This is a genomic window from Streptomyces sp. NBC_01508, assembly GCF_045040315.1.
Lineage (GTDB): Bacteria > Actinomycetota > Actinomycetes > Streptomycetales > Streptomycetaceae > Streptomyces.
Window position 1 is genome coordinate 1,454,513 of the sequence record NZ_CP109419.1, and the last position, 26,013, is coordinate 1,480,525.

The window sequence follows — 26,013 nt, forward strand, 5'->3', positions numbered from 1 at the left end:
CGGGAGACCCGGCGAAAACCGTGAAGTGGTCCGTCCGGCGCCCCGCCCGGTAGCGGGACGGTTGGGGGCGGGGCGCCGGACAGGCTTCAGGGCGGGTTTCCGCGGTCTGGCGTACCGACTACTTGAGGCCCACGGCGTCGCACTTGGCCTTGTACTTCGTGGTGCAGATCTCGTCGACGGTGTAGATGCCGTCCTTGATCACCGTGTCGTTGATGTTGTCCTTGGTCAGCGAGACGACCGGGACGAGGACCGACGGGATGCCCTTGGTGGTGGCGCTGTCGAGCTTCGTCTTGGCGATGGAGTCCAGCTTCTCGCCCTTGGCGACCGCTACGGCCATCTCGGCGGCGACGGCGGCCTCGGCCGGGTACGGCTTGTAGACGCTCATGAACTGCTCACCGGCGACGATGCGCTGCACACCGGCGAGTTCGGCGTCCTGGCCGGTGACCGGCGGGAGAGGGCTGATGCCGGCGCCCTTGAGTGCGGTGATGATGCCGCCCGCCATGCCGTCGTTGGCGGAGTAGACGCCGACGATCTTGTCCTTGCCGAGGGCCGAGATCGCGCCCTCCATGTTGGCGTTGGCGTTCTCCGGCTTCCACTCCTTGGTGTCGTACTCCTTGCCGACCGTCACCTTGCCGTCGAGGACGGACTTGGCGCCCGACTTGAAGAGGGCGGCGTTCGGGTCGGTGATCGCGCCGTTCATCATGACGATCTCACCGTCCTTCGCCTTGGGGCCCAGCTCGTCCAGGAGCGCCTGGCCCTGGACGCGGCCGACCTCTTCGTTGTCGAAGGAGACGTAACCGTCGATCGGTCCCTCGGCGAGGCGGTCGAAGGCGATGACCGGGATGCCGGCCTCCTTGGCCTTCTTGATCGAGCCGGTGATGGCCTTGGAGTCGACGGCGTCCACGATCAGCGCGTCGACCTTGTTGGTGACCATGGTGTCGGCCTGCTGGTTCTGGGTCGACGCGTCCTGCTTGGCGTTCGCGTAGACGACCTTGCCGGTGCCGTCCGTCAGCTCGCTGACACGCTTCTCGATCAGCGGCTTGTCGAACTTCTCGTAACGCGCGGTCTGGTTCTCGGGAAGGAGCAGACCAATGGTGAGCGGACCGTCCTTCTTCTTCGACGACTCCTTCGCCGAATTACCGGACTCCTTGGCGCTTCCACAGGCGGCGAGCGAGACGGCCATCGCGGTGGCGGCGGTAGCCACGGCAGCACGTCGGAGATGTGCGTTCACTTCAGAAACCTCCCTGACGAGGCCGCGACGTTGCGGCCGAGGTGGCTGGAAGTCAACTCCGCCTCAGACGCAGCGTCAAGGAGTAAATTCTTAACGAGATGACAACGGTGCCATTCGTTATCTAAGTGAAGACAGCCGCGCCGACAGGCAGTGTGCTCTCCAGGAGGGTCGAATCGCCCATCTCGCTCAGTACGAGGGCGAGCGCGCCCAGCACTTCCGCGCGTCCGCCCAGGGCTCCCGGCAGCACCGAAAGCTGTCTGGCCGCGCTCGGAATCGCGTACCGGGAGACCGACTCACGGATCGGCGCGAGGACCAGCTCCCCAGCCTCCGCCAAATCACCGCCGAGCACCACCCGGCTGGGGTTCAGCAGGTTGCAGAGGTTCGCGACGCCGCTGCCGATGTGGCGCCCGACGTCGGCGATCACCCGGCGGCAGCCCGGATCGCCCTCCCTGGCCAGCTGCACGACCCGCTCCATGGTCAGATCGCGGCCGTGGCTGGAGCGCAGCAGCGGCAGTACGTAGCGGGCCGCGGTGAAGGTCTCCAGGCAGCCCCGGTTGCCGCAGCGGCAGACGGGGCCCGACTCGTCGAGCGTGATGTGCCCGATCTCGCCCGCCGTACCGCCGGGTCCCCGGTAGATCTGGCCGTCTATCACCAGACCCGCGCCGACGCCGCTGGCGACCTTGATGTACGCGAGATCCTTCACGCCCCGGCCGCTGCCCCAGACCAGCTCGCCGAGGGCGCCCAGGTTGGCGTCGTTGTCGACGTACACCGGCACGCCGAGCCGGCCCGCCATCTCCTCGCCCGGGTTGATCCCCGTCCAGCCCGGCAGGATCGAGGTGGAGCCGAGCGTGCCCGAGACGACGTCGATCGGGCCCGGCACCCCGAGACCCACGCCGATGACCTTCTGGCGGCCGATCCCGGTGGCCTCGATCAGCCGCTCCACCAGCTCCTCGGCCCGGCCGAAGCCGTACGCCGACGAGGCGTCCACGTCGAGCGGTTCGGACTCCTCGGCGAGCACCTGGTGGGCCAGGTTGCCGACCGCCACCCGCAGATGCGTATGGCCGAAGTCGACGCCGACGACGATGCCCGCGTCGCCGCTGAGCGAGACGCTGCGGGCCCTGCGGCCGCCCGCCGAGGTGGGCGTCACCTCGACGGTGCCGCCCTCCCGCAGCTCGCGGACGATGTTGGAGACCGTGGCCGCCGACAGTCCGGTGCTCCGGGCGATCTCCGCCTGGGTGAGCGAGCCGGCCATACGCACCGCGCGTACGACCCGCTCCAGATTCGCCCGGTGCAGAGACGACTGCGACCCTGGAGTCTCCACCACTGATCCACTCCTGCCTTTGGCAGGCGGCATGACGCCGCCCCCGGCCGGGGTCGCGCCTGTGAAACCCCGGCGTATCTCCAACTTGTGAACTCTAAGCTCAGCCTTTGGGGCCGCTTCCCGTCAAGACCTTGAGCAGTGCCGGACTCGGATGAGCACCGTTCTTACGCATCTGACCTGCGAACATCACCGTTTTGGCGAATTCAGGCCGGTACCGGTGGCGAAAAACTGCCCTTCGGCTCGGGACGGTTACCGAACGAACCCTCCTCACGCGGCCCCGGAAGACGGCGAACCGCCCCCCGGCGGGAGGCCGGAGGGCGGTCGGGTGGAGCCGTGAAACCGTGAAACCGCGACCAGGCGCGGCTACTTGAGCGCGCCGGCCGTCAGACCCGCGACGACCTGACGCTGGAAGATGATGTACGCGGCGAGTACCGGCAGCATCGCCATCACCAGTCCGGCGAAGAGCCCGGAGTAGTCACCCTTGTACCCCTGGCTGACCGCCAGCTGCACCAGGCCCTGCGAGAGCACCTTCTTCTCCGGGTCGGTGTTGAGCACCGTCGGCAGCATGTACTGGTTCCACTGCCCGAGGAAGTTGAAGATGCCCACGCTGATCAGACCCGGCTTGGCCATCGGCAGCATGATCTGGAAGAAGGTCCGGGTGTGCGAGGCGCCGTCGATGATCGCCGCCTCCGCCACCGACGACGGCAGCGTCCTGAAGAAGGACGACAGGAAGAACACCGTGAACGGCAGCGAGTAGGCGATGTACACCAGGATCAGACCGTGCGTGGTGTTGAGCAGCCCCATGTTGTTCATGACGAAGAACAGCGGGACCAGCGCCAGGATGATCGGGAAGCTCATCCCTCCGATGAACAGGAAGTAGATGAAGCGGTTCCCGGGGAAGTCGAAGCGCGCCAGGACGTACGCCGCCATCGAGCCGAGCACCAGCGTGCCGACCAGCGAACACCCCACCACCAGAATGGTGTTGAGGAAGTAGTCGCTCATGTGCGCCTGGGTCCAGGCCCGCGACCAGTTCTCGAAGTGGAGCTTGTCCGGCAGTGCCCACGGGGAGCTGAAGATGGAGTTGTCGTCCTTGAAGGAGGACATCACCGCCCACAGCAGCGGCAGGACGACCAGGAGCGCCCAGATGACCAGCACACCGTGGGAGAAGACATTGAGGACGGTGCCCTCGCGCTTGTCCTTCTGAGGAGGCACGTTCCCCTTGGTCACGGCCCGCCGGTCCTGCGGCTCCTCGGGCAGGGTGGCCGGAGGCGTGTCAGTGGTCTTCATCAGAACTCCAGCCGCTCGCGCCGGCCCAGCTTCGTCACGACGGCCGCGAAGGCCAGCGTCACCACGAGCAGAGCGACACCGATCGTTGTGGCATAACCGGCCTGGGCGTCCCGGAAGGCCGTTTGGTAGACGTACAGCGGCAGGATCGTGGTCGAGTAGTCGGGACCACCGCCGCCCGGTCCGATGGTCATGATCTGTACGACCGCGAACGCCTCGGCGCCGAGGGCCAGGATGCCCATGTAGATCCAGCCGGCCTGCACCGTGTCCCAGAGCAGCGGAAGCGTGATCTTGAAGAAGGTCGTGAACCGGTCCGCGCCGTCCAGCAGCGCCGCCTCGTAGTAGTCCTTCGGAATGGAGGCCATACCGGCGGAGAACAGGACGACGAAGAAGCCGACCGTGCTCCAGATCAGGACCGCCATCACGCACCAGAGCGCGAGATTCGGGTCACCCAGCCAGAGCGGCTGAATGCTGTCCAGACCCACCGCGGAGAGCGCCGCGTTGATGGCCCCGCTCTCCGGGTTGTAGGCGAACTGGAAAAGCAGCGCGACGATCGCGACGGAGAGCACCTGCGGAAAGAAATAGGCGATCTTGTAGAAACCCGAACCGCGTACGCCTCTGATCGCGGCACCCTTCTTCTGCCGCCCGCCGACATTGATCATGAAGGCGAGGAACAGCGCGAGGGCGAGCGTCACCAGCGGCAGCAACAGCACGAACAGCACGCTGTGCTGCAAGGACTTCCAGAAGATGTCGTCCTCGAACATCTTCGTGTAGTTGTCGAAGCCCACCATCTTGAAGTCGGAACTCAGCCCCGTCCAGTCCGTGAACGAGTAGTAGATGGACTGGATGAACGGCCATATGACGAAGATCGCGTACAACGCCAAGGGGGCGATCAGAAACCCCACGATGAACCGGTATTTACCGTGCTGCATGAATCCGACCCCGATCTGTGTGCGGATGCCGCCGCTGGTGACGCGTACTCACTGGTGCTTGTAGTGCTTGATGGACTGGTCCTTCGCGGCGGCATCCGCGTAGCCCTGGATCTTCTTGATCGTCTCGGCGGGGGTGAGACGCCCGGCCATCATCTCGCCGAGACAGGCGACACCGATCTGCTCCTTCTGCAGCTTGACGTACCAGTCCTGCATCCGCGGGTTGACCACGTTGTCGCCCGCCTTGTCCAGGGCGGCGACGGCCGACTTGAGGCCCGGGGTCAGCTCGATGCCGTCCGTGCCGCCGTTCAGGGCGGACAGTGACTTCACCTTGGAGGTGAAGTTCTTCGACGACTCCTCGCTGAGCATGATGCGCAGCAACTCCATGCCGCCCTGCGGGTTCTTGGCCTTCTGCGGGACGATGAAGGGCTCACCGCCGGACGCCCAGAGGGTGCCGAACGGCAGCTTGTCGGAGGCGTCCATGCTGGACGGCGCGCCGACGGCGAGGTTGAAGTCGGCCGGCATCGTCTTGGCCGCCTCGTTCTCCACCCACGAACCGTTCGGGATGAAGAGCGCCTTGCCCTTCGTCCAGGCGGTCTGCGACTGGATGTGGTCCAGTCCGGGGGTGCCCTTGAGGATGTAGCCCTTCTTGTACAGCTCGTAGTACGCCTCAAGGGCCGTCTTGACGGCCGGGTCCTTCCAGGCGTTCGGCTCCAGGTTGTCGATCTTGTCGATGACCTCGACGCCACCGATCTTGGCGATCAGCGGGGAGAGCGAGAACGGCAGGTAGTACGGGTGCTTACCCGCGTACGTCCAGCCGGCGATGCCCTGCTTCTTCGCCTTGGCGCAGAGGGCGAGCATGTCGTCCCACGTCTCGGGGTACGTCGCGTCGAGCTTCTCCAGCGCCGTCTGCGAGTACCAGACGCCGTACACCGTGTAGGCGTAGTACATGATCCAGACAGGGTCGCCGTCGAACTGGCCCATCTCGATGATGCCGGGGCGCAGGGTGTCGCGGACCTTCTTGGCCGGGTCGTCGTACGACGGGGCGTCCATCAGCGCGGTGAGGTCGGTGAGCTGCTTCTTGCCCACCAGCACGCCCATGTCCATCTGCTCGGCGCCGGAGTTGTCGATCAGGTCCGGCGGGGTGCCGCCGTTGAACCTCGGCTGGAGCGTGGACTGGATCTTCTCGGTGGCCGCGTGCTTGACCTTCGGGGCCTTCGGGAAGGCCGCGTTGTACCGCTTCTCGGCGTCGATGGCGTACTGCTCACCGAACCCGCCGTTGAAGATGACGACGTCGAGCTGTGCCGTCTCGTTGGCTCCGAGGGGGTTCTTCGCCGACGTCTTGCCCTTGTCGACCTTCTCGTCGCCGCCGCTGTCGCCGCTCGCGCAGGACGCCAGGAAGCTCATCGTCGGCACCGTGATCAGACCGACTGCGGCTGAACGCTTGATCAGGTCACGCCGGCCAAGGCCCTCATTGCTGTGAGCGGAGGTGGATCCCATGCTCAAGTCCTCGCCTTCTCCAGGACTCAGGCGGTGTACCGGTCGCCCGTCCTTCTCGCCTGAGGCAGAAGGGCCCCGCCACCGCGGTCAAATGAAGCTGGTCGTACAGGATTGTGGTGCTGATTGCCGTGCGCGTGCGGTTCGTCTTGTCGTGCGTGGTGCGTGGTGCGTGATGCGACGGGTGTGATGCGTGACGCGTGATCCGTGATTACAGCAGGGACGGCCTGAATGGTTGGTGGCGGGGTGCGTCGCGGCACCCAACCGTCCCCCGTCCCAAGGTCCTTCGCCGTTCGAAGCCTGGCGAGGCGGATGCCGACAGGTATAGTCCACTTCACCTCAACTGAGCAAGATCGAAAGCAGGTTTGGGCGGGAGTCTTTCCCTAGTTGAGACCTAGGACGGGTTTCGGATGGCCCGCGTGGCATCCGTACGGATCTCGCCGCTTTCTCCGGATCGCGTGCGGCGCGATATCCGGACCTCTCGCGCGCCCTCGGCACGGGCACTTGTGTGCATATTCCACGAATCAGTTGCGGCGGAGTGGCTGGTTCCCGCCATTCCACACCGGCAACACCCTTGACACCATGCGCCTCTTGCATCACTACTTAAGCCGCGCATGACTTTTGACAACGTTGTCCATCATGGTTCCGCAGGAGGAAGGCTCGGGATGCAGCGCACACCAAGACCCCGGCTCACGCAGTACCGCCACGCCGCCCTGGTGGCTGCCGCTTCACTGCTCGTCATCACCGCACACTCGGCGGCAGTGGCCCAGCCCGCCAGGACCGACGCCCCGAAAGACACCTTCGCATCCTCCTTCGAAGAGGGCGACACCCAGCCGGACTGGCGCAATACCGTCGATATCGGAGATGACGGCAAGAAACGGTCCTCGGGCGTGAACGGCGAGTTCAACGCCGGCATCCCGGGCAATGTCACCGACCGGGTCGTCGAGCTGCGCGCCAGCGACGAGAACGCGGACGGCGGCGAAGGCAAGGAGAGCCTGGTCGACATCCAGTCCAGCACGAAGTGGCTGGCCTTCGAGCCGACCGCCTGGATCGAGTTCGACCTGGACGCCCCCGTCAAGGTCGTCACCTATGCGCTGACCTCGGCGAACGACCACGCCGAACGCGACCCGAAAGACTGGACGCTCAAGGGATCGGCGGACGGCAAGGACTGGAGAGTCCTCGATTCCCAAGTGGACCAGACCTTCGGCGAACGATTTCAGACAAAGTCGTACGACTTCGACAATTCGACGGAGTACGCGCACTACCGGCTGGACATCACCAAGAACAACGGCGCCGGTGACGCCACCCAGCTCGCCGACATCCAGTTCTCCGACGGCGACACCAGCACGCCGCCGCCCGCCGACATGCGCAGCCAGGTCGACGGCGGCCCCGGCGGCTCCCCCACGGCCAAGGCCAACGCCGGTTTCACCGGCAAGCGCGCGCTGGAGTACGCCGGTTCGCACCAGCCGGACGGCCGCGGCTACTCGTACAACAAGGTCTTCGACGTCGACACAGCCGTGCGCGCCGACACGGAGCTGTCGTACAAGATCTATCCCTCCATGCCGGAGACGGACCTCAACTACCCGGCCACGAACGTCTCGGTGGACCTCGCCTTCACCGACGGCACGTACCTGAGCGACCTCAAGGCGCTCGACTCGCACGGCGGCACGCTGTCACCCCAGGGCCAGGGCGCCGCGAAGCGGCTGTACGTGAACCAGTGGAACGCCGTCGCCTCCCGGATCGGCTCGGTCGCCGCCGGCAGGACGGTGGACCGGATACTCGTCGCGTACGACTCCCCCCACGGCCCGGCGAAGTTCCAGGGCTGGGTGGACGACATCACGCTGTCGGTGAAGGCGCCCGAGAAGCGCCTGGCGCACCTCTCGGACTACGCGTCCACCACGCGCGGCACCAACTCCAGCGGCTCCTTCTCGCGCGGCAACACCTTCCCGGCCACGGCCGTGCCGCACGGCTTCAACTTCTGGACGCCGGTGACCGACGCGGGATCCACGAGCTGGCTGTACGAGTACGCACGCGGCAACAACAGCGACAACCTGCCCACACTTCAGGCGCTGTCCGCGAGCCACGAGCCCAGCCCCTGGATGGGCGACCGGCAGACCTTCCAGCTGATGCCGTCGGCGGCCGGCGGCACGCCGGACGCGTCGCGTTCGGCCCGCGCGCTGCCGTTCCGCCACGAGAACGAGATCGCCAAGCCGCACTACTACGGCGTGACGTTCGAGAACGGGCTCAAGGCGGAGATCACCCCGACCGACCACGCGGCGGCGATGCGGTTCACCTATCCCGGTGACGACGCGAGCGTCGTACTCGACAACGTCACCAACGCGGGCGGGCTGACCCTCGACGCCGGAAACCGGTCCTTCACCGGCTACTCCGACGTCAAGAGCGGCGGATCGGCGGGCGCCACCCGGCTGTTCGTGTACGGCGTCTTCGACGCGGCGGTCACCGGCAGCGGCAAGCTGCCGGGCGGCGGCGGCAAGGACGTCACCGGCTATCTGCGCTTCGACGCGGGCCAGGACCGCACGGTCAACCTGCGGATCGCGACCTCGCTGATCGGCGTCGACCAGGCGAAGAAGAACCTGGCGGACGAGCTGCCGGCCGACCTCGGCTTCGACCGGGTCAAGAAGGACGCGCGGCGCGCCTGGGACGACATCCTGGGGAAGGTGGAGGTCGAGGGCGCGAACAAGGACCAGCTCACCACGCTCTACTCCAGCCTCTACCGGCTCTACCTGTACCCCAACTCCGGCTTCGAGAACACGGGCACGAAGAAGAAGCCGAGGCAGCAGTACGCGAGCCCCTTCGTACCGAAGATGGGCACCGACTCCCCCACGCACACGGGCGCGAAGATCGTCACGGGCGAGGTGTACGTCAACAACGGCTTCTGGGACACCTATCGGACCACGTGGCCCGCGTACTCCTTCCTGACGCCGAAGAAGGCCGGCGAGCTGGTGGACGGTTTCGTCCAGCAGTACAAGGACGGCGGCTGGATCTCCCGCTGGTCCTCCCCCGGCTACGCCGACCTGATGACCGGCACCAGTTCGGACGTGGCGTTCGCGGACGCGTACGTGAAGGGTGTCGACTTCGACGCGAAGGCGGCGTACGAGGCGGCGCTGAAGAACGCGACCGTGAAGCCGCCGAGTGCGGGCGTGGGCCGCAAGGGAATGGAGACGTCGCCGTTCCTCGGCTACGCCTCCACCCAGACCCATGAGGGCCTGTCCTGGTCGCTGGAGGGCTACCTCAACGACTACGGCATCGCGAAGATGGGCCAGAAGCTCTACGAGGAGACGGGCAAGAAGCGCTACAAGGAAGAGGCCGCGTACTTCCTCAACCGCGCGCAGAGCTACGTCTCGCTCTTCGACAAGAAGGCCGACTTCTTCCAGGGCCGGAACCTGAAGGGCGACTGGCGGGTCCCGAGCGGCGAGTACGACCCGCGGGTGTGGGGCTACGACTACACCGAGACGAACGGGTGGGGCTACGCCTTCACGGCGGCGCAGGACTCACGCGGCCTGGCCAACCTGTACGGCGGGCGGGCCGGTCTCGGCGACAAGCTGGACGAGTACTTCGCGACGCCGGAGACCGCGGGCGCCGAGTTCGTCGGTTCGTACGGCGGCGTCATCCACGAGATGACGGAGGCGCGGGACGTCCGGATGGGCATGTACGGCCACTCCAACCAGGTCGCGCACCACGCCACGTACATGTACAACGCGGCCGCACAGCCCTGGAAGACGCAGGAGAAGGTCCGCGAGGTGCTGGGCCGCCTCTACACCGGCAGCGAGATCGGGCAGGGCTACCACGGCGACGAGGACAACGGCGAGCAGTCGGCCTGGTATCTCTTCTCCGCGATGGGCTTCTACCCGCTGGTGATGGGCAGCGGGGAGTACGCGGTGGGCTCACCGCTCTTCACGAAGACGACGGTGCGTCTGGAGAACGGGAAGAAACTCGTCGTCTCGGCGCCGAAGAACAGCGACAAGAACATCTACGTGCAGGGCCTGAAGGTCAACGGCAAGACGTGGAAGTCCACGGCGCTGCCGCACGACCTGCTGACCGAGGGCGGCACGCTGGAGTTCGACATGGGCGCGAAGCCGTCGGCGTGGGGCACCGGCAAGGACGCGGCGCCGGTGTCGATCGCGAAGGACGACAGGGTGCCGTCGCCGCGGAGCGACGCGGTGACCGGCTCGGGCGCGCTCTTCGACAACTCGTCGAAGACGGCGGGCGCGGTGGGAGGTTCGGCGGGTCCGGTGGACCTGCCGGTGGCGTCGGCGACGAAGGCGGTCCAGTACACCCTCACCTCCTCGACCGCGGATGTCGCGCCGCGGGCCTGGGAGTTGCAGGGCTCGGCGGACGGCAAGACCTGGAAGACGCTCGACAAGCGGTCAGGTCAGTCCTTCGAGTGGGACCAGCAGACGCGGGCGTTCACGGTGGGGACGCCGGGGTCGTACGCGAAGTACCGTCTGGTGACGAAGGGTCAGGGCGAGCTGGCGGAGATGGAGTTGCTGCGGTAGCGGTTCTGCTTGGCGGACGGGTCCCGGCGGTTCACCGCCGGGACCCGTCCTGCCGTTCAGCCTCCGCCGGGGCGGCCCTGGCCCTGCTCGGCCCGAGAGCCGGGGACAGGGGAGGTGGCCGCGTCGAACTGGGTGAACGCCAGGCGGAGAGTGGTGGCCGGCTCGGCCGGCAGGCCGACGCGGAAGAGGTGGATCTCGTCCTCGACGACGGCCGCCAGCCGGGCGCCGTCGGGCGACCAGGCGAGAGCCTGTGCACCGAGGCCGGGCTCTGTGTGGTCCTTGCCCGGCCGTCGCAGGATGAGCTGACGGTCCGCTACCCGGTAGATGTCCGGCGTGCACTTCCGCTCGTCGTTCCAGTCCCGCGTTGCCACGGCCAGGTACGCGCCGTCCGGGCTCGCCGCCACCGAGTCCAGCCAACTGCCCGGTACGGTCAGGGTGTTCAGGATCCGGCCGGTGTCGGGCTCGATCACACGCACCTGTAGGCCGTGGGCGACGAACATGCGGGTCTCGTCGGCGCTGAAGGCCACACTCGTGACGTGGCGTGAGGGTTCGTCGCCGAGCGGTACCGTTCGATCGGGTGTGGACCCCCCGGAGACGAAGTCGATCCGGTCGCCGCCGCCGTACTCGACCCGGAAGCGTCCGGTGCGCGAGCGTGCGCGGCCCGGCTCCACCGGAATGTCGATCTCGGTGTCGGCGTCGAGGTCGTAGGCCCACGGGAGAAGGTCGTCGTACTCGTCCTCCTTGAGCGTGACCACATGCCGCCCCGGCACCCACATGATGTCCCGGCCCGCCGATTCGGGTTCCGCGTGGAGACGCTCGGACCGGTCGTTCGTGTCGTGGACGGCCAGTTCGCCGTCCTCGTTGGTGACGGCGAGATAGCGGCCGTCGTCGGAGAAGGCCAGCGCCACGACGGAGGATTCGGAGCCGGCGAACGGAGTGAGGACGGCCTCCGGAACCGTGAGATCCGGTATGTGCGGGGCATCCTCGGCACGCAACTGGCGGGTGTGGTCCGGGTAATACCCGCTCTGCCAGCTCAGGCCGGGCGCCAGATGTTCCAGCCAGCGTGGGTCGGTCACCCGCACCTCGTAGTCGGCCCGCACGAGACGGTCCTCATCCGGCCAGGCGTCGTCCCGTTCACGCATCCGCCCCTGGAGGGCATTGATGTGCTCCCAGTCCTCGTCGGACGGCGGATGGTTGTGGACGGCGACACGTTCGAGGCCTTCGACGAACCACCGGGTGTTCACGGCGAGCCAGCCGTCGTCGTCGAGCTCCTGCCAGGTGCCCACTCGGCGCAGTGGACCCTTGTGGCCTTCCGCGCTCTCCCACAGCAGTTGCATGAAGAAGCCGGGGTCCGTGGGGAGTTCGGCGTGCCACCGGCGGCCGACGTCGTAGTCGACGACGAAGACCCGGAATCTCACCCGTCGCCGGTCGGGTTGGAGGTCGAGCACGCGCACGCCGTAGAAGGGATGGATGGACAAGGCTCTCCTCCGTCGAATCCGGCGGCCGGCCGGCCGACCGGGGCCGTCCGAACCTCGAAAGGGCCGCACCCCGCGCGCTCTCGCGCGTGAGGTGCGGCCCTCGAAAGCCTGCCATGTACCGCCCGGCGATGCCTACTTGCGGATCAGGCTGCGGAGCACGTACTGCATGATCCCGCCGTTGCGGTAGTAGTCCGCCTCGCCCGGGGTGTCGATGCGGACCACCGCGTCGAACTCCACGCCGGTGTCCGTCGTGACCTTGACCGTCGCCGGCGTCGTGCCGTCGTTCAGCGCGGTGACGCCCGTGAAGGTGAACGTCTCCTCGCCCGTCAGGCCGTACGACAGGGCCGACGCGCCCTCCGGGTACTGGAGCGGGAGCACGCCCATGCCGATCAGGTTCGAGCGGTGGATGCGCTCGTACGACTCGGCGATGACCGCCCTGACGCCCAGCAGCGCCGTGCCCTTCGCCGCCCAGTCGCGGGACGAGCCCGAGCCGTACTCCTTGCCCGCGAGGACGACCAGCGGGGTGCCGGCCGCCTGGTAGTTCTGCGAGGCGTCGTAGATGAAGGCGACCGGGGCGTCCGCCGCCGTGAAGTCGCGGGTGTAGCCGCCCTCCGTGCCCGGCGCGATCTGGTTGCGCAGGCGGATGTTGGCGAACGTGCCGCGGATCATCACTTCGTGGTTGCCGCGGCGCGAGCCGTACGAGTTGAAGTCACGGCGTCCGACGCCGTGCTCCGTCAGGTACTTGCCCGCCGGGGTGTCCGCCTTGATCGCGCCGGCCGGGGAGATGTGGTCGGTGGTGACCGAGTCGCCCAGCATGGCGAGCACGCGAGCGCCGGTGATGTCGGCGACCGGGGTCGTCTCCATCGTCATGCCCTCGAAGTACGGGGGCTTGCGTACGTAGGTCGACTCCGGGTCCCACTCGAAGGTGTCGCCGGTCGGGATCGACAGCGCCTGCCACTGGGCGTCGCCCGCGAAGACGTCCTGGTAGGACTTGTTGAACATGTCCTCGCCGATGGCGGAGGCGACGACCTCGTTGACCTCGGCCTCGGTCGGCCAGATGTCTTCGAGGTGGACGGGCTTGCCGTCCTGGTCGACGCCGATCGCGTCGCGCGTGATGTCGACCTTCATGGAGCCGGCGATCGCGTAGGCCACGACCAGCGGCGGGGACGCCAGGTAGTTCATCTTGACGTCGGGGTTGATCCGGCCCTCGAAGTTGCGGTTGCCGGAGAGCACCGCGGCGACGGCCAGGTCGTTCTCGTTGATCGCCTTGGAGATCTCCTCGTCCAGCGGACCCGAGTTGCCGATGCAGGTCGTGCAGCCGTAACCGACCAGGTTGAAGCCGAGCTTGTCGAGGTACGGCGTGAGGTTGGCCTTGTCGAAGTAGTCCGTGACGACCTTCGAGCCCGGCGCCAGGGTCGTCTTGACCCAGGGCTTGCGGGTGAGGCCCTTCTCGACGGCCTTCTTGGCGACGAGCGCGGCGGCGACCATCACGTACGGGTTCGAGGTGTTGGTGCAGGAGGTGATCGCGGCGACGGTGACGGCGCCGTGGTCGATCTCGTACGTCGAACCGTCCGGCGTGGTGACCAGCGTCGGGCGGGTCGGCACACCGTTGGAGGAGGCGGGCGAGTCGGAGGCCGGGAAGGACTCCTTGCCCGCCTCCTCGTCGTCCGTCACGTAGTTGCGCACGTCGAGCGCGAACTGCTCCTTGGCGTTGGCCAGGACGATGCGGTCCTGCGGGCGCTTCGGGCCCGCGATGGACGGGACGACCGTGGCGAGGTCGAGCTCCAGCTTCTCGGAGAAGTCGGGCTCGGCGGCCGGGTCGAGCCAGAGGCCCTGCTCCTTGGCGTACGCCTCGACCAGCGCGAGCTGCCGCGCGTCACGGCCGGTCAGCTTCAGGTACTTGATGGTCTCGTCGTCGATCGGGAAGATCGCGGCGGTCGAGCCGAACTCCGGCGACATGTTGCCGATGGTGGCCCGGTTGGCGAGCGACGTCGCGCCGACGCCCTCACCGTAGAACTCCACGAACTTGCCGACGACACCGTGCTTGCGCAGCATCTCGGTGATCGTCAGGACCAGGTCCGTGGCGGTGGTGCCCGGGGTCAGCTCGCCGGTCAGCTTGAAGCCGACGACACGCGGGATGAGCATCGAGACGGGCTGGCCGAGCATCGCGGCCTCGGCCTCGATGCCGCCGACGCCCCAGCCGAGCACGCCGAGGCCGTTGACCATGGTGGTGTGCGAGTCGGTGCCGACGAGGGTGTCGGGGTACGCCTGGCCGCCGCGGACCATGACGGTGCGGGCCAGGTGCTCGATGTTGACCTGGTGGACGATGCCGGTGCCGGGCGGGACGACCTTGAACTCGTCGAACGCGGTCTGGCCCCAGCGCAGGAACTGGTAACGCTCCTTGTTGCGGCCGTACTCCAGCTCCACGTTCTGCGCGAAGGACTCGGGCGTGCCGAACTTGTCGGCGATGACGGAGTGGTCGATGACCAGCTCGGCCGGGGCCAGCGGGTTGATCTTCGCGGCGTCACCGCCCAGCTCCTTGACGGCCTCACGCATAGTGGCGAGGTCCACGACGCAGGGCACGCCGGTGAAGTCCTGCATGATCACGCGGGCCGGGGTGAACTGGATCTCCTGGCTCGGCTGCGCCTGGGAGTCCCACCCACCGATGGAGCGGATGTGGTCGGCGGTGATGTTCGCGCCGTCCTCCGTGCGGAGCAGGTTCTCCAGCAGCACCTTCAGGCTGTAAGGGAGGCGCGCTGAGCCCTCGACCTTGTCCAGCCTGAAGATCTCGTACGACTCGTCGCCCACGCGCAGCGTGCTGCGGGCGTCGAAGCTGTTCGCCGACACGACAGTCTCCTTCATGAATGTGCGCGTACTACCGCGCCGCGACGCATGTGCGGCTGACGCCGCGCGGTGCCGCCAACGGGCTGCTCGCCGATCCGCTAAGGTAAGGCTAAGTTAGGTTCGCCTTACTGCCTGGCGGCTGCGGTACGCCTTCGGCAGATATCTCGATGTCGAGATAACTCTAGTACATGACCGCTGCGAGGTCATGCCCAGGCGGCATTTGTCCGGTCTCATCCAATCGAGTCGTTTACTCAGCGAACCCAGTCGTTTCGCCTTCTGTCTCAGTGAACCTAGTCGTACGGGGTGTACGCACTGGGGGTGCTGGGTGGCTGTACCGGCTGGGGCAGAACTCGCGGGGCCGCATGTCGAGCTCTCGTATATAGACGCTGCGTGCGAGCGTCAGCGGCGTCCGCTGTTGGACTGTGTGACTGCCCGCTTTGAGGACACAGCGCCCGTACGGCCGTTTCGGTGGGCGCGTGGTGAGCGTCACTTCGCGGGCTGGTACTGGGCGGCTACGACTGGGCAACACGTGGGCTTCGAGTCCTGGCTGGAGCGGGACCGGCTTGTGCTCATGGACTCGGACCCCGAGGTGGTGGGGATCGCTTCGCAGCCATTCTGGCTGCACTGGCGCGACGGCAAGCGGGAGCGTCGGCACGCCCCGGACTACTTCGTACGCCGCACGGACGGCTCGGCGGTGGTTATCGACGTCCGCGCGGATGAGCGGATCGAGCCGAAGGACGCGGAGGCGTTCGAGGTGACGCGGATCGCCTGTGCTCAGGCGGGGTGGGGGTTCGAGCGGGTCGGCGCGCCGGAGGCGGTTCTGCTGGCGAATGTTCGGTGGCTATCGCGCTACCGGCATCCGCGTTGCCTGCACCGCAGGGCCACGAACCGGCTTCTGGAGGTCTTCGCGACGCCGGGCCCGCTGCTGGCCGGGGCTGATACGGCTGGGGACCGGTTTGCAACGCTGCCCGCGCTCTTCCATCTGCTCTGGCGCCAGGAACTGGCTGCTGAGGATCTGTCGGTTGAGCTGTTGGGGCCGCGCACGGTCGTGCGCCTGTCTGGTGGAAGTACTCCGTGAGCGGGACGGGACGGTGGGTTCCACCGACAGCGCGGATCGGGGAGTTCCCTGTGTCGGCAGCTGAACAGGCTCGCTGGTGGGAGGGGCACATCCTGGAGGTCCTGCAGGGTCTGCCCCCGGATGCTCCGGATGGGGCTGTTCCCCGTCCGGAGTTCGACCCGAGGCAGACCTCGCTGGCTCAGCGCGAGGTGGCCAAGGCGGCGGAGCTGACGGCAGTTGGGCACACGGTGACGGCCAGCGGCATCAAGCAACGGCGGCAGCGTTACCAGCGCGACGGGCTGGTCGGGCTGGCGGACGGCCGGTCGGCCAAACAGATGCCGGCCTTCGGTACGGTCGACCCCGCGGTGGTGGAGGCGATGCGGCAAGCGATCGCCGAGGCTGCCGACGCGTCGTCGAGGACCATCGGATTCATCGTCTGGCGGACGAAGCAGATCCTGGCTGACCGAGAGGACACCGCCGCCGTCGAGATGCCCTCTCGGGCCACGCTCTACCGGCTGTTCGACAAGCTGGCCACGGGCACGCACGCCACCGGATCAGCCCGCACCCGCCGCTCGATCGCCTTGCGGCCGCCTGGGCCGTTCGGGGAAGTGCCGGCCAGCGCGCCGGGCGAGCTGATGCAGATCGACTCCACCCCGCTGGATGTGCTGGTTCGGCTGGATGACGGGATCGCCGAGAAGGTCGAGCTGACGGCGATGGTCGACATCGCGACCAGGTCGATCACCGCGGCAGTGCTGCGGCCGACCACCAAGGCCGCCGACGCCTCCGCATTGCTGGCCCGCAGTGTCACCCCCGAGACGATGCGCCCGGGCTGGTCGGAGGCCCTGCGGATGTCTCGCTCGGTGCTGCCGCACCGGAGACTCCTGGCGTTGGACGACCGCCTGGAGCACGCGGCCGCACGGCCGGTGATCGTGCCAGAGACGATCGTCTGCGACCACGGCAAGGTGTTCATCTCGAACAACTTCCGCGCCTCCTGCCGCTATCTGGGCATCAACCTGCAACCTGCCCATAAAGCGACGCCTACCGACAAGGGCACGATCGAGAAGACACTGGGCTCGATCGCCACTCTGTTCGCTCAGTTCGTCGCGGGTTACACAGGCCGGTCGACGGACCGCCGGGGCCGGAAGCTGGAAGACGGGCCGCTGTGGTCGTTGCCCGAGTTGCAGAACCTTCTCGACGAGTGGATCGTCGCCGTCTGGCAATCCAGGCCACATGACGCTTTACGGGACCCGGACGCGCCGAAGCGAGCGTTCTCGCCGAACGAGAAGTACGCGGCGCTGGTGGAGTCCTGCGGCTATGTTCCGGTCCCGCTGAACGGCGAGGACTACATCGAGCTGCTGCCTGAGCGGTGGCAGGCGATCAACGCCTACGGCATCCGGATCAAGCACCGCACCTACGACGACGGCGAGCTGAACCCTATGCGCCGCCAGCACTCCGGGGTGATGGAGAAGAAGGGCTTGTGGGAGATCCACCACGACCCTTACGACATCTCCCGGATCTGGGTACGCGATCGCCGTCGTGAACGGTGGATCACCGTGTTCTGGAAACACCTGCACCGCGTCGGCGTCCCCTTCGGCGAAATGGCCTGGGACCACGCCTGCGAACAGGTTCCCGGCGGCACCGAGGAACAGATCGCGGACGCCACGGCAGCACTACTGCGGCGAGCCCATGACGGCCCATCCCCAGAGAAGGACCGTCCGGCCAAGCGTTCCCGCCGCGATCGCCGCGTCGCCGCCCGCACCCGCGCCACCACCGCCGACCGGCCGATTTTCGACCCGCCTGCCGCCGAGACCCCGGTGGATGAAGCGGCGGACACCGAGCTGGCCAAGGTCATCCCACTGGGCCTGTTCGACCCGCTCGCGAACCCCTGGAGGCGCCCGTGACCATCCCTGAACCGGCAGGCCGGGATACTGCCCTGCAAGAGGCCGATGCCGTGGCCAACCGGCAGCTCACCACCCTGGAGGGATGGCGGCGGTTCGTCGACGGCCCGCCCGAACCTCCGGCTCTGCTGTCTCCCGGCCAGTCGCGAGGGCTGTCCCCGACCGGGCGGGCTCTCTACGACGAGGACCGACTCAACCATCACGCCCGGATGCTCGTCGTCGCCACCTCGTTCGTCGAGAAGACGGTGGTCTGCGGCCGTCGGCTGGTCCTGCTCAACCGTCATGCGATCAGCGCTCGCCGCGGTCTGATGGTCTCCGGCCTGCCCGGCACAGGCAAGACCAGCGCCATCACCCAGCTCGGGCTCGCCCATGAACTCCTCGACCGGGCCCGCCATCCGAACGTTGCCGACCGCATCCCGGTGCTCTACATCACCGTCCCGCCCGCCGCGACCGCCCGCATGGTCGCCGCCGAGTTCGCCCGCTTCCTGGGCCTGCCGGTCAGGCCCCGGTCGAACATGACGGACATCATCGAGGCAGTGGTCGGCGTCTGCACGGACACCCGCACCGGGCTGGTCCTCGTGGACGAGATTCACAACGTTTCGCAGGTCACACGGGCTGGCGGCGAGGTCTCAGACACCTTGAAGTATTTCTCCGAACGCATCCCTGCGACGTTCGTCTACGCGGGCATCGGCCTCGAAACCAGCGAACTCCTGGCAGGCACCCGAGGTGCCCAGATCGCCGGCCGCTTCACCCTCGTCCCCACCCGCCCATTCCCCTACGGCGACGAGTGGAAGGGGCTGGTGGCAACCATGGAGGAGACCTTGCTCCTGCATGATCACCCGCTGGGCAGCCTGGTCAAGCTGGACCGCTACCTTCATAACCGAGCCGACGGCATGATCGGTGCGTTGTCCCACGCCATCCGGGGCGCCGCGATCGACGCGATCCTCAACGGGACGGAACGCGTGACCAAGGAGGGGCTCGACGCGATCCCCCTGGACCACGCCGCCGAAACCCCCAGGAAGCTGCTGAAGGACGCGGTCACCCGGTGACCGAAGCTTTCCCGGGACGTCTGGCCCGGCTTCCCATCCAGGTCTCACCGCGTCTCGGTGAGGGAACCGATTCCTTCATCCGACGCCTCGCCCGGGCCAACCACCTCAGGCCCAGCTACCTGCACGGATTCCTCTGCGGACCGCCATTCTGGTTCGGCAAGCCGCGCGTCGAACGCCTCGCTGACGTCACCGGGCGCATGATCGCAAACCTGGAGCAGGCGCTGCTCGATGTGAGTACTCCGCGCCGCCGCTATCGGCCAGGGCCGGGAAGGGCACACCTCGCAAGCATGCAGCCGGACCTCTACCTCCAGCTGCATGACGCCGCCCGCGACGAGGGCCTGACCCTCCGGCAGCTCGCCGACCGCTACGGCGTCCCGAAGAAATCCGTCCGAGAGACCCTCACCCGCAACCGGCCCCTGTCCCGCGACCTCCCGCCTCATCCGATCCCAGTGACTCGTCCGGTCGCGCCGTTGATCGACACAATGCTCGACGTGGGCCTCGGCACCCGAGACATCTGGACCGCGTTGATGGACGACCACGACACGTCCGTCTCCTACGCGACGCTCAGTCTCTACATCTCCAAACGCCGCCGCCACCTTGCCTGGCTCCAGCAACAGTGGGAGATCGCGAAACAGCGTCGCAGGTCCCCCACGCCTCAGCGAACAGCCAGTTCGCTACGGCCCATCCCACCATCTGTTCGAGCGCCGACCATCCCAATGAAGACAGTCCCGCCGGGCTTGGGCGACGGGCCATCCTTCACTTCATCAGATCTGGGACGATGAACCAACAAACAGTCGAGAGGTACATAGGGGGCAGTGGTGGCTGACTACAAGAGCGAAGTCCGGCCGAGCGTGATCACCGACTTGGAGACCAAGGCATCCAAGGAAAACTACGGCAAATACCTCAAACGGCTAACTTTGCGGAAGCTCCGGGGGTTCACGGATCGAGAGGTCACCTTCGACTTCCCCGTCACCGCGCTGGTCGGGCCGAATGGCGGAGGCAAAACCACCGTCCTGGGGGCGGCGGCGCTGGCTTACAAGAGTGTTTCACCGGGACGATTCTTCGCCAAGAGCGGCAAGTACGACGCCAGCATGCAGAACTGGTCGATCGAGTATGAGCTCATCGACAAGGAGCACACGCCGCGCCTGTCGGTCTCACGCACCGCCAGCTTCAAGCAACTGAAGTGGAACCGCACCGCCCTGGAACGCGAAGTGCTGGTGTTCGGAGTCGAGCGGACTCTGCCCGCCACGGAGCGGTCCAAGCTCAAGGCCGCCATCGGCGGGTCCTTCGCCGCCGCCCGCGAAGTGACCCTTGATCCCGAGGTCACGCAGCATGTCGCAAAGATCCTGTCCAAGCCGATTGAGGGATTCCGGCAGCTCTACGTGGACACTGCGGGCAAGGTCTCGCTCTTCTCCGGGCTTACCCCTCGGGGGGACGGGTACTCCGAGTTCCACTTCGGTGCCGGCGAGGCCAGCGTCATCCGGATCGTCGCCGAGGTCGAAGCGGCCTCGCCCGGGGCCATGATCCTCATCGAGGAGATCGAGAACGGCCTGCACCCGATGGCCACTCAGCGCATGGTTGAGTACTTGATCGGCGTTGCCCACCGCAAGTCCTGCCAGGTCATCTTCACCACGCACTCCAACGACGCGCTCGCGCCGCTGCCTTCCAAAGCCATCTGGGCAGCCCTTCAGGGCAACGTGATTCAGGGGAAGCTCGACGTCAAAGCCCTGCGGACCATCACCGGACAGATCCAAGCCAAGCTCGCAATCTTCGTCGAGGACGCCTTCGCCGAACTCATGGTCCTCACCGCTCTGCGCAGCCATGGTGGCATCGAGCTCGACGAGGTCAAAGTGCATGCGATGGGAGGACACGACCCAGCCATCAAGGTCAACACCCATCACAACATTGACCCCACTGCAACCTATCCGTCGATCTGCATCCTCGACGGCGACCAGGACGAACGCGCCAACCCGGATAAGGGGATCTTCACGCTCCCTGGATCCAGCTATCCCGAAGCTCACGTGTTGGAACGGGTGTTGGACTGTCTCGACGAGGAAGCAGGTCGACTCGCGTTTGCCCTCCATCTCGACCTGCACGACCAAGAGCGAGTGAAGAAGGTTGTAAGGGGACGCGCGCTGACCAACTGGGACAGACACATGATCTGGGAACAGATCGGCGGCGACCTGGACTTCACCTCCGGCCACATCGTCAAGGGCGCGTTCCTGACGACCTGGGCCCGGAGGTTCCCCGAGGAGGTCAAGGCTTTGGTCGAGGCAATCGGCGACAAGCTTCCCCGCCGGGACGGCAACCAGCCGTAAAGTCGACAGAACCGGGTTGTGCCCACCCCGGGGGCACCCCGGCTGTCCGAGAACCGTCTCATTCAACATAGTCCGCGCAGGTCAGCGCGAGACGGGCGCCTAACTTCATTGAGACAGGACAGCATTGATCTCTCGCAGCGAAGGTTGAGCATTGTCACCGAAGGTTGGTGACCGCTAGGTTTTCTCACTGAAGGTTGAGTGATCATTTAAGGCTGACTGTCTGGGGAGACGGTGGGGGAACCGTTACGCGCGTACGGCGATCCCGTGCTGGGCGCCTTTGACCTGGACTTCTTCGACAGCGGCCGGCGTCGTCGCACCGCGTTGGGCTCCGGGTGGGGTGTCCGGTTCGAGGACGTAGCGCCCGTACGCGGGTTCCGGTGGAACAAAGGTGACCGCAGCTTCGCGGGCTGGTACTACGCGGTGACCACCGGCGACCATGTGGGCTACGAGTCGTGGCTGGAGCGGGATCGGCTGATCCTACTGGACTTCGCACCGGACGTGGTGGGGATCGCCTCACAGCCGTTCTGGCTGCACTGGCGCGAGGAGGCAGAGAAGCGGCGGCACGCGCCTGACTACTTCGTACGGCTGGCCGACGGACGCGCCCGCGTGGTCGATGTCCGTGCCGAGGACGATGTAGACGAGCGGACCGCGGAAGCGTTCGCCGCGACCGAGCGGGCCTGTTCGGCGGTGGGCTGGGAGTTTGCGCACGTCGGTGTCCCGGATCCGGTGTTCATGGCGAATCTGCGGTGGCTGGCCCGTTACCGGCACAGGCGGTGCGGCCGTGAGACCGACATCGTCGAGCGTCTGGTGGAGGTCTTCCGGCAGCCTCATGGGCTGCGGGCGGGAGCAAAGGAGGCCGGGGACGTCCTGCGTGTCCTGCCGGCGCTGTTCCACCTGATGTGGACCGGGGTACTACGCGCTGACCTCGGCGGGCCTTGCTGACCGGTGGCACGGTGGTGCACACGTCGGATGGAACAGCCATCGGGCCTCAGTTCGAGAGTCGGAGCCGTGGCTTGCTGCTGCGTCCGCGGCCGGGCACGCGCGGCGAAGGGAGCCAGATGCGCAGATTGTCGAGGCCGGCGGCGATCCGAGTGGGCGATCGGGTCCGGTTCGCCGGACAAGTGCGGGCGGTGCTCGCAGTGTCCGCCCGGGCGGTGACGCTGGCAGAGGAGGACGATTCACCGCGGGAGATTCCGCTGGCGGTGCTGCTGGGCGATGAGAGCTTCGAGGTGCTCAGCAGCCCGGCGCGGATGCCGCTGCCGCCGGTGTCGCTGCTGGAGGCGCTTCCGGAGCACGCGCGGGAGAAGGCTCTGTGGTGGGAGGGCCACATCCTGGAGGTCCTGCACGGCGTCGATCCGAACGCGGAGGAGGATGCTGGCCGCAGGCTTCTCGCCGTCCGGACGCACCCTCGCCATTGCCACCAGCAGCGACCTCACACTCTGGACCCGTCCGGCTCCCGAAGTAGACCCAACGCACGAGGTCCGGGCATGACGCGTGAAGATCTCGCCGCGCTGCTCGGTGAGCAGACAACGGCATGTGGTCCAGCGCGCGACGCCCTACTCAGCGGAGGCGCCTTTGTCATCTGGGACGGCTTGGTCCCCGCCAGCCAGGTCATGCACACCTACCGGACCAGGCTTCGGATCACCCAGAAGCGCGGTCAGCAGACACAAGCCCTTGCAGAAACCGTCAACATCCTCGACCAGACGGGAGACGTCCTTCTCCGGATCGGCCGCATCGACGCCGCCGACGCGTCGTGGACGTTCATGCTCTTCCTCGACGCCACGACTACAGCAGTAGTCGCCTGCACTGGGGTGGCCCGGGCGACGCCCACCACGAATCCGGCCTCGAGTCGAAGCGGCATTGACCCCGAATAATGCGATATGAGTCTGTGCCGTGCTGGGTTACTGAGGTTGTAGGCGTGGTGTCGTCAGTGTGAGACCGGTCCCGGTGAGATATCCGTCGATGATGTCGCTGCGGTATTGGATCTGGCGGAGGCCGTGCCGTAGCCGGCGGATGAGGTGGTCGGGGTCGGTGAAGGCGGTGTTGGCCTGGGTGGTCCGACGGAGTACTGACCAGATGCCTTCGACGGGGTTGAGGTCGGGTGCGTAAGGCGGCAGGTGGTAGGCGGTGATCCAGTCCTGTGCGTCGATGAAGGCCCGCATGCGGCGGTCTTTGTGGACGTTCAGGTTGTCCCATATGAGGACGATGGGTCCGTCGAGCTGCTGGTGGGCGGCGATGAGGAGGTCGCGGTACTCGGTCCAGGCGAAGCTCTTGCGGCCACCGCTCTTGTGGTCGGTATGCCGTTTGGGCCGGTAGATCAGGCGGGAGCGTTCGCCGGGCTGGTAGCAGCACAGGGCTGCCACGGAGAAGCGACGCTGGGAACGACCCCGGACGCGGATGACCGGGGTGGATCCGCGTCTGCCCCACGTGCGTGAGGTCGGCGGCGTCATCGAGAATCCGGCCTCGTCTTCGAAGACGATCCAGGCCCCGAGCGCCGCCGCGGTGGTTCCAGGTGCCGCCACACCTCCTTCACCCAGCCGGCGACGGCTGCCTCGTCGCGCTCGACGGCACGACGGGCCGGAACCTGGTGGCTCCAGCCACGGCGCCGCAGCATCTGGGAGATCCCCGACAGCGTCATGGACTTATGGAACCGTCGGCCGATCAACGTCCTGATCCGGGCGAGCGTCCACCGCTGGTCCGGCCAGCCGTGAGCGACCGGCCCCTTGGCCAACTCCTCCTCGAGCACCGCGAACAGTCGGTCATTCAGCTTCGGACGGGACACCGGGCCGCGGGAACGGACCGCGTCCTGGCCGGCCTCCCGCCAGGACCGCCGCCACCGCTGAACCGACCGGACGCTGACCCGTAACTCCTTCGCGATCTCCGTACTGCCACGTCCGTCGGCGAACATGGCGACCGCTTCCATCCGGACCCGCTCGCGAAATGCTTGCCTCTCCGCGGTCAGACCCCCACCCTGCGGATACCTCATACCTCCGGCATACCGCGACGATCACCAACCGTCAGCCCCTACGACAAGACGACTTCAAGGTCAGTAGTTGTCACCTGATGGGGGTCTGACCGGATCTTTCGTGGTCTAGGTGCCGTGGTTGTTGTCACCAAATCGCCGTGCCACCTGTCAACAAGGGCGTATTGCCAGTCTTGTTGTCAACCCCTCCGAAGATCCCTGACCCGCGGTCAGGAGCTGTGGACGACTTCGAAGGGGGCGCACACAATCAGTGTTCTGCTACCTCCCAGACCAGATCGCCGGCGTCGTCCACGACAGCGACGCATCCCTCTTCAGTGCCGCCGAGGGCGGCATGCCGGAGCAGGGCCGAGGTCCCTGATTCGAGTGCGGCAGCGATGTCCTGGAGCATGAAAACCACCGAACCCCACAGCGGTGCCCCGAGCACCCACGTCTCGTGGTTCCACAGGAAAACTGAGCCATAGGAATCGCCGAGCCGCAGGTCGACGATGAGTCCGTCACCGCCAGGACTCATCGCGATCGGCAGGAACGACGGCAGGAACCGCGGTTCTGGTTCGCCGTTCGCATCGAAGGAGGCCCCTTCCTGTTCCGCGACCAGCAACCAGATCTCTCTCGTTTCCAGGGCTTCCTCCAGGCCCACCGGTGCAAACGATCCAGGGATCCAGTAGTCGGCGCTGACACGGTCCAGGGTCCACCACTCGTGCACTTCGGTGGGAAGTGCTACCTCAAGATCCGCCTCGACCGCACGGAGTTGACCCTCGTCCGCAGCCGCCCTTACGGGGGCCCTCTGCAGACGATCTCTGCACCAGGCGTCGATACGATCCCACGACTTCCGCACTTCATGATCAATCGAGGTCATGGTCGAAAGTCTCTCAAGGAGCTCTGACAGGTACGCTCGGCACCCGCGAAGCATCTCCGGCAAGTGCAGGTCAGGGAGCCGAGTCAGTTGCGATGGCATAGCCGATCGCGGCGGCGGCTTCGGCGATGCCCGCCAGGGATACCTTGTCGTTCAAAGCGGTGACCACGTCCTGGGTCAGTGGGCGAAGGGCATACACGTGGCGCACCGCCTCGATGTCGACCGGGATCTCGTAGTAGTCCTCAGCGAACTTCTGGAATGCCGTCGGCGATGCGTCGACCAGCAGGTTGAACAACCAACCCGAGCCGTCAGGGTCGTCGCTGTCCTCAGGGAAGTCGATCACTCCCGCCCGCCAGTGCTCGCTTCCCGCCTCACGCCACACGCAGGCCGTCACCACCGGCATTCCGTCGTCCGTGAAGGCCGGCTCTTCAACGCAACTGCGGAACACCTCGGGAACCGAGTCCACGACGCCTGGCCAAGGCTCGTCGTCGACATAGGGACTCATCGCCGACTCATGGTCGAAGCCCCGGACATATGCGCCCGCCGCGGAGAAGATGACGTCGAACTCGTCCCCCGAGCCGTTGCTCATGGAGGCTATCTCCTCCGTCTCGGACCAGGTCCGGCTGAATGAGTAGTAACGCTCACCGTCAGGATTCAGCACGGTCTCAAGCATGGCCAACGACCGACACCGGTCGCGCAGCGTCGGGATATCAGGAAGGGCCTCGGCAACGTCGTGAACGGTCATGCGGCCCAT

19 protein-coding genes are annotated in these 26,013 nt (G+C 66.7%); 8 read left to right on the forward strand and 11 right to left on the reverse strand.

All coding sequences use genetic code 11. The features are described from left to right. Positions 1-118 precede the first annotated feature (118 nt). The 5 genes from OG700_RS06595 to ngcE form a co-directional block, all read right to left on the reverse strand. Positions 119-1,231, reverse strand: a complete 1,113-nt coding sequence (locus OG700_RS06595; protein WP_405610302.1) for a substrate-binding domain-containing protein — start codon at positions 1,229-1,231, stop codon at positions 119-121. 121 nt (positions 1,232-1,352) lie between these two features. Then, positions 1,353-2,552, reverse strand: coding sequence for an ROK family protein (locus OG700_RS06600; RefSeq protein WP_405621492.1), 1,200 nt, complete (start codon positions 2,550-2,552; stop codon positions 1,353-1,355). 363 nt (positions 2,553-2,915) lie between these two features. Beyond that, positions 2,916-3,839 carry a carbohydrate ABC transporter permease gene (locus OG700_RS06605; protein WP_405610305.1) on the reverse strand — a complete coding sequence of 308 codons (924 nt, stop codon included), beginning with the start codon at positions 3,837-3,839 and terminating at the stop codon, positions 2,916-2,918. Further along, the gene (locus OG700_RS06610; protein WP_405610308.1) at positions 3,839-4,768 is read right to left on the reverse strand and encodes a carbohydrate ABC transporter permease; all 930 of its coding nucleotides are present in this window, start codon (positions 4,766-4,768) and stop codon (positions 3,839-3,841) included. The genes OG700_RS06605 and OG700_RS06610 overlap by 1 nt, the downstream gene beginning before the upstream one ends. Positions 4,769-4,816: 48 nt before the next feature. Then, a complete protein-coding gene (ngcE, locus tag OG700_RS06615) occupies positions 4,817-6,265 on the reverse strand; it encodes an N-acetylglucosamine/diacetylchitobiose ABC transporter substrate-binding protein (protein WP_405610311.1) in 1,449 nt (482 codons plus the stop codon). A 662-nt stretch (positions 6,266-6,927) separates the two neighbouring features. On the opposite strand from ngcE, the gene OG700_RS06620 reads away from it, so the two are divergent. Then, a complete protein-coding gene (locus tag OG700_RS06620) occupies positions 6,928-10,779 on the forward strand; it encodes a GH92 family glycosyl hydrolase (protein WP_405610314.1) in 3,852 nt (1,283 codons plus the stop codon). A 56-nt stretch (positions 10,780-10,835) separates the two neighbouring features. Here the strand turns inward: OG700_RS06620 and OG700_RS06625 are convergent, their stop codons facing one another. Next, complete coding sequence (locus tag OG700_RS06625) at positions 10,836-12,257, reverse strand: WD40 repeat domain-containing protein (protein WP_405610317.1); 1,422 nt, start codon at positions 12,255-12,257, stop codon at positions 10,836-10,838. A gap of 132 nt (positions 12,258-12,389) precedes the next feature. Further along, a complete protein-coding gene (gene acnA / locus OG700_RS06630; RefSeq protein ID WP_405621494.1) occupies positions 12,390-15,104 on the reverse strand; it encodes an aconitate hydratase AcnA in 2,715 nt (904 codons plus the stop codon). Positions 15,105-15,525: 421 nt separating this feature from the next. Between acnA and OG700_RS06635 the strand changes: the two genes are divergently transcribed. The 7 genes from OG700_RS06635 (at position 15,526) to OG700_RS06665 (ending at position 23,297) form a co-directional block, all read left to right on the forward strand. Further along, positions 15,526-16,179 carry a TnsA-like heteromeric transposase endonuclease subunit gene (locus tag OG700_RS06635; RefSeq protein WP_405610320.1) on the forward strand — a complete coding sequence of 218 codons (654 nt, stop codon included), beginning with the start codon at positions 15,526-15,528 and terminating at the stop codon, positions 16,177-16,179. A 356-nt stretch (positions 16,180-16,535) separates the two neighbouring features. Then, positions 16,536-18,059: a Mu transposase C-terminal domain-containing protein gene (locus OG700_RS06640; RefSeq protein WP_405621496.1), complete on the forward strand. Its 1,524-nt coding sequence runs from the start codon at positions 16,536-16,538 to the stop codon at positions 18,057-18,059. Beyond that, a complete protein-coding gene (locus tag OG700_RS06645) occupies positions 18,056-19,105 on the forward strand; it encodes an ATP-binding protein (RefSeq protein WP_405610322.1) in 1,050 nt (349 codons plus the stop codon). The genes OG700_RS06640 and OG700_RS06645 overlap by 4 nt, the downstream gene beginning before the upstream one ends. Next, complete coding sequence (locus OG700_RS06650) at positions 19,102-19,887, forward strand: hypothetical protein (RefSeq protein WP_405610325.1); 786 nt, start codon at positions 19,102-19,104, stop codon at positions 19,885-19,887. Before OG700_RS06645 ends, OG700_RS06650 begins: the two co-directional genes overlap by 4 nt. A gap of 36 nt (positions 19,888-19,923) precedes the next feature. Beyond that, the gene (locus tag OG700_RS06655) at positions 19,924-21,423 is read left to right on the forward strand and encodes an ATP-dependent nuclease (protein ID WP_405610328.1); all 1,500 of its coding nucleotides are present in this window, start codon (positions 19,924-19,926) and stop codon (positions 21,421-21,423) included. 264 nt (positions 21,424-21,687) lie between these two features. After that, on the forward strand, positions 21,688-22,365 hold the full coding sequence (locus OG700_RS06660) for a TnsA-like heteromeric transposase endonuclease subunit (RefSeq protein WP_405610331.1): 678 nt from the start codon (positions 21,688-21,690) through the stop codon (positions 22,363-22,365). A 71-nt stretch (positions 22,366-22,436) separates the two neighbouring features. After that, positions 22,437-23,297, forward strand: coding sequence for a hypothetical protein (locus OG700_RS06665; RefSeq protein WP_405622260.1), 861 nt, complete (start codon positions 22,437-22,439; stop codon positions 23,295-23,297). 27 nt (positions 23,298-23,324) lie between these two features. On the opposite strand, the gene OG700_RS06670 is transcribed toward OG700_RS06665, so the two are convergent. The 4 genes from OG700_RS06670 to OG700_RS06685 form a co-directional block, all read right to left on the reverse strand. Then, positions 23,325-23,873, reverse strand: coding sequence for a transposase (locus OG700_RS06670; RefSeq protein ID WP_405621498.1), 549 nt, complete (start codon positions 23,871-23,873; stop codon positions 23,325-23,327). Beyond that, positions 23,870-24,409 carry a winged helix-turn-helix domain-containing protein gene (locus OG700_RS06675; protein WP_405608181.1) on the reverse strand — a complete coding sequence of 180 codons (540 nt, stop codon included), beginning with the start codon at positions 24,407-24,409 and terminating at the stop codon, positions 23,870-23,872. The genes OG700_RS06670 and OG700_RS06675 overlap by 4 nt, the downstream gene beginning before the upstream one ends. A 244-nt stretch (positions 24,410-24,653) precedes the next feature. Then, the gene (locus OG700_RS06680) at positions 24,654-25,262 is read right to left on the reverse strand and encodes an SMI1/KNR4 family protein (protein ID WP_405610334.1); all 609 of its coding nucleotides are present in this window, start codon (positions 25,260-25,262) and stop codon (positions 24,654-24,656) included. Between the two features lie 70 nt (positions 25,263-25,332). After that, the gene (locus OG700_RS06685; RefSeq protein WP_405610337.1) at positions 25,333-26,004 is read right to left on the reverse strand and encodes a hypothetical protein; all 672 of its coding nucleotides are present in this window, start codon (positions 26,002-26,004) and stop codon (positions 25,333-25,335) included. Positions 26,005-26,013 lie beyond the last annotated feature (9 nt).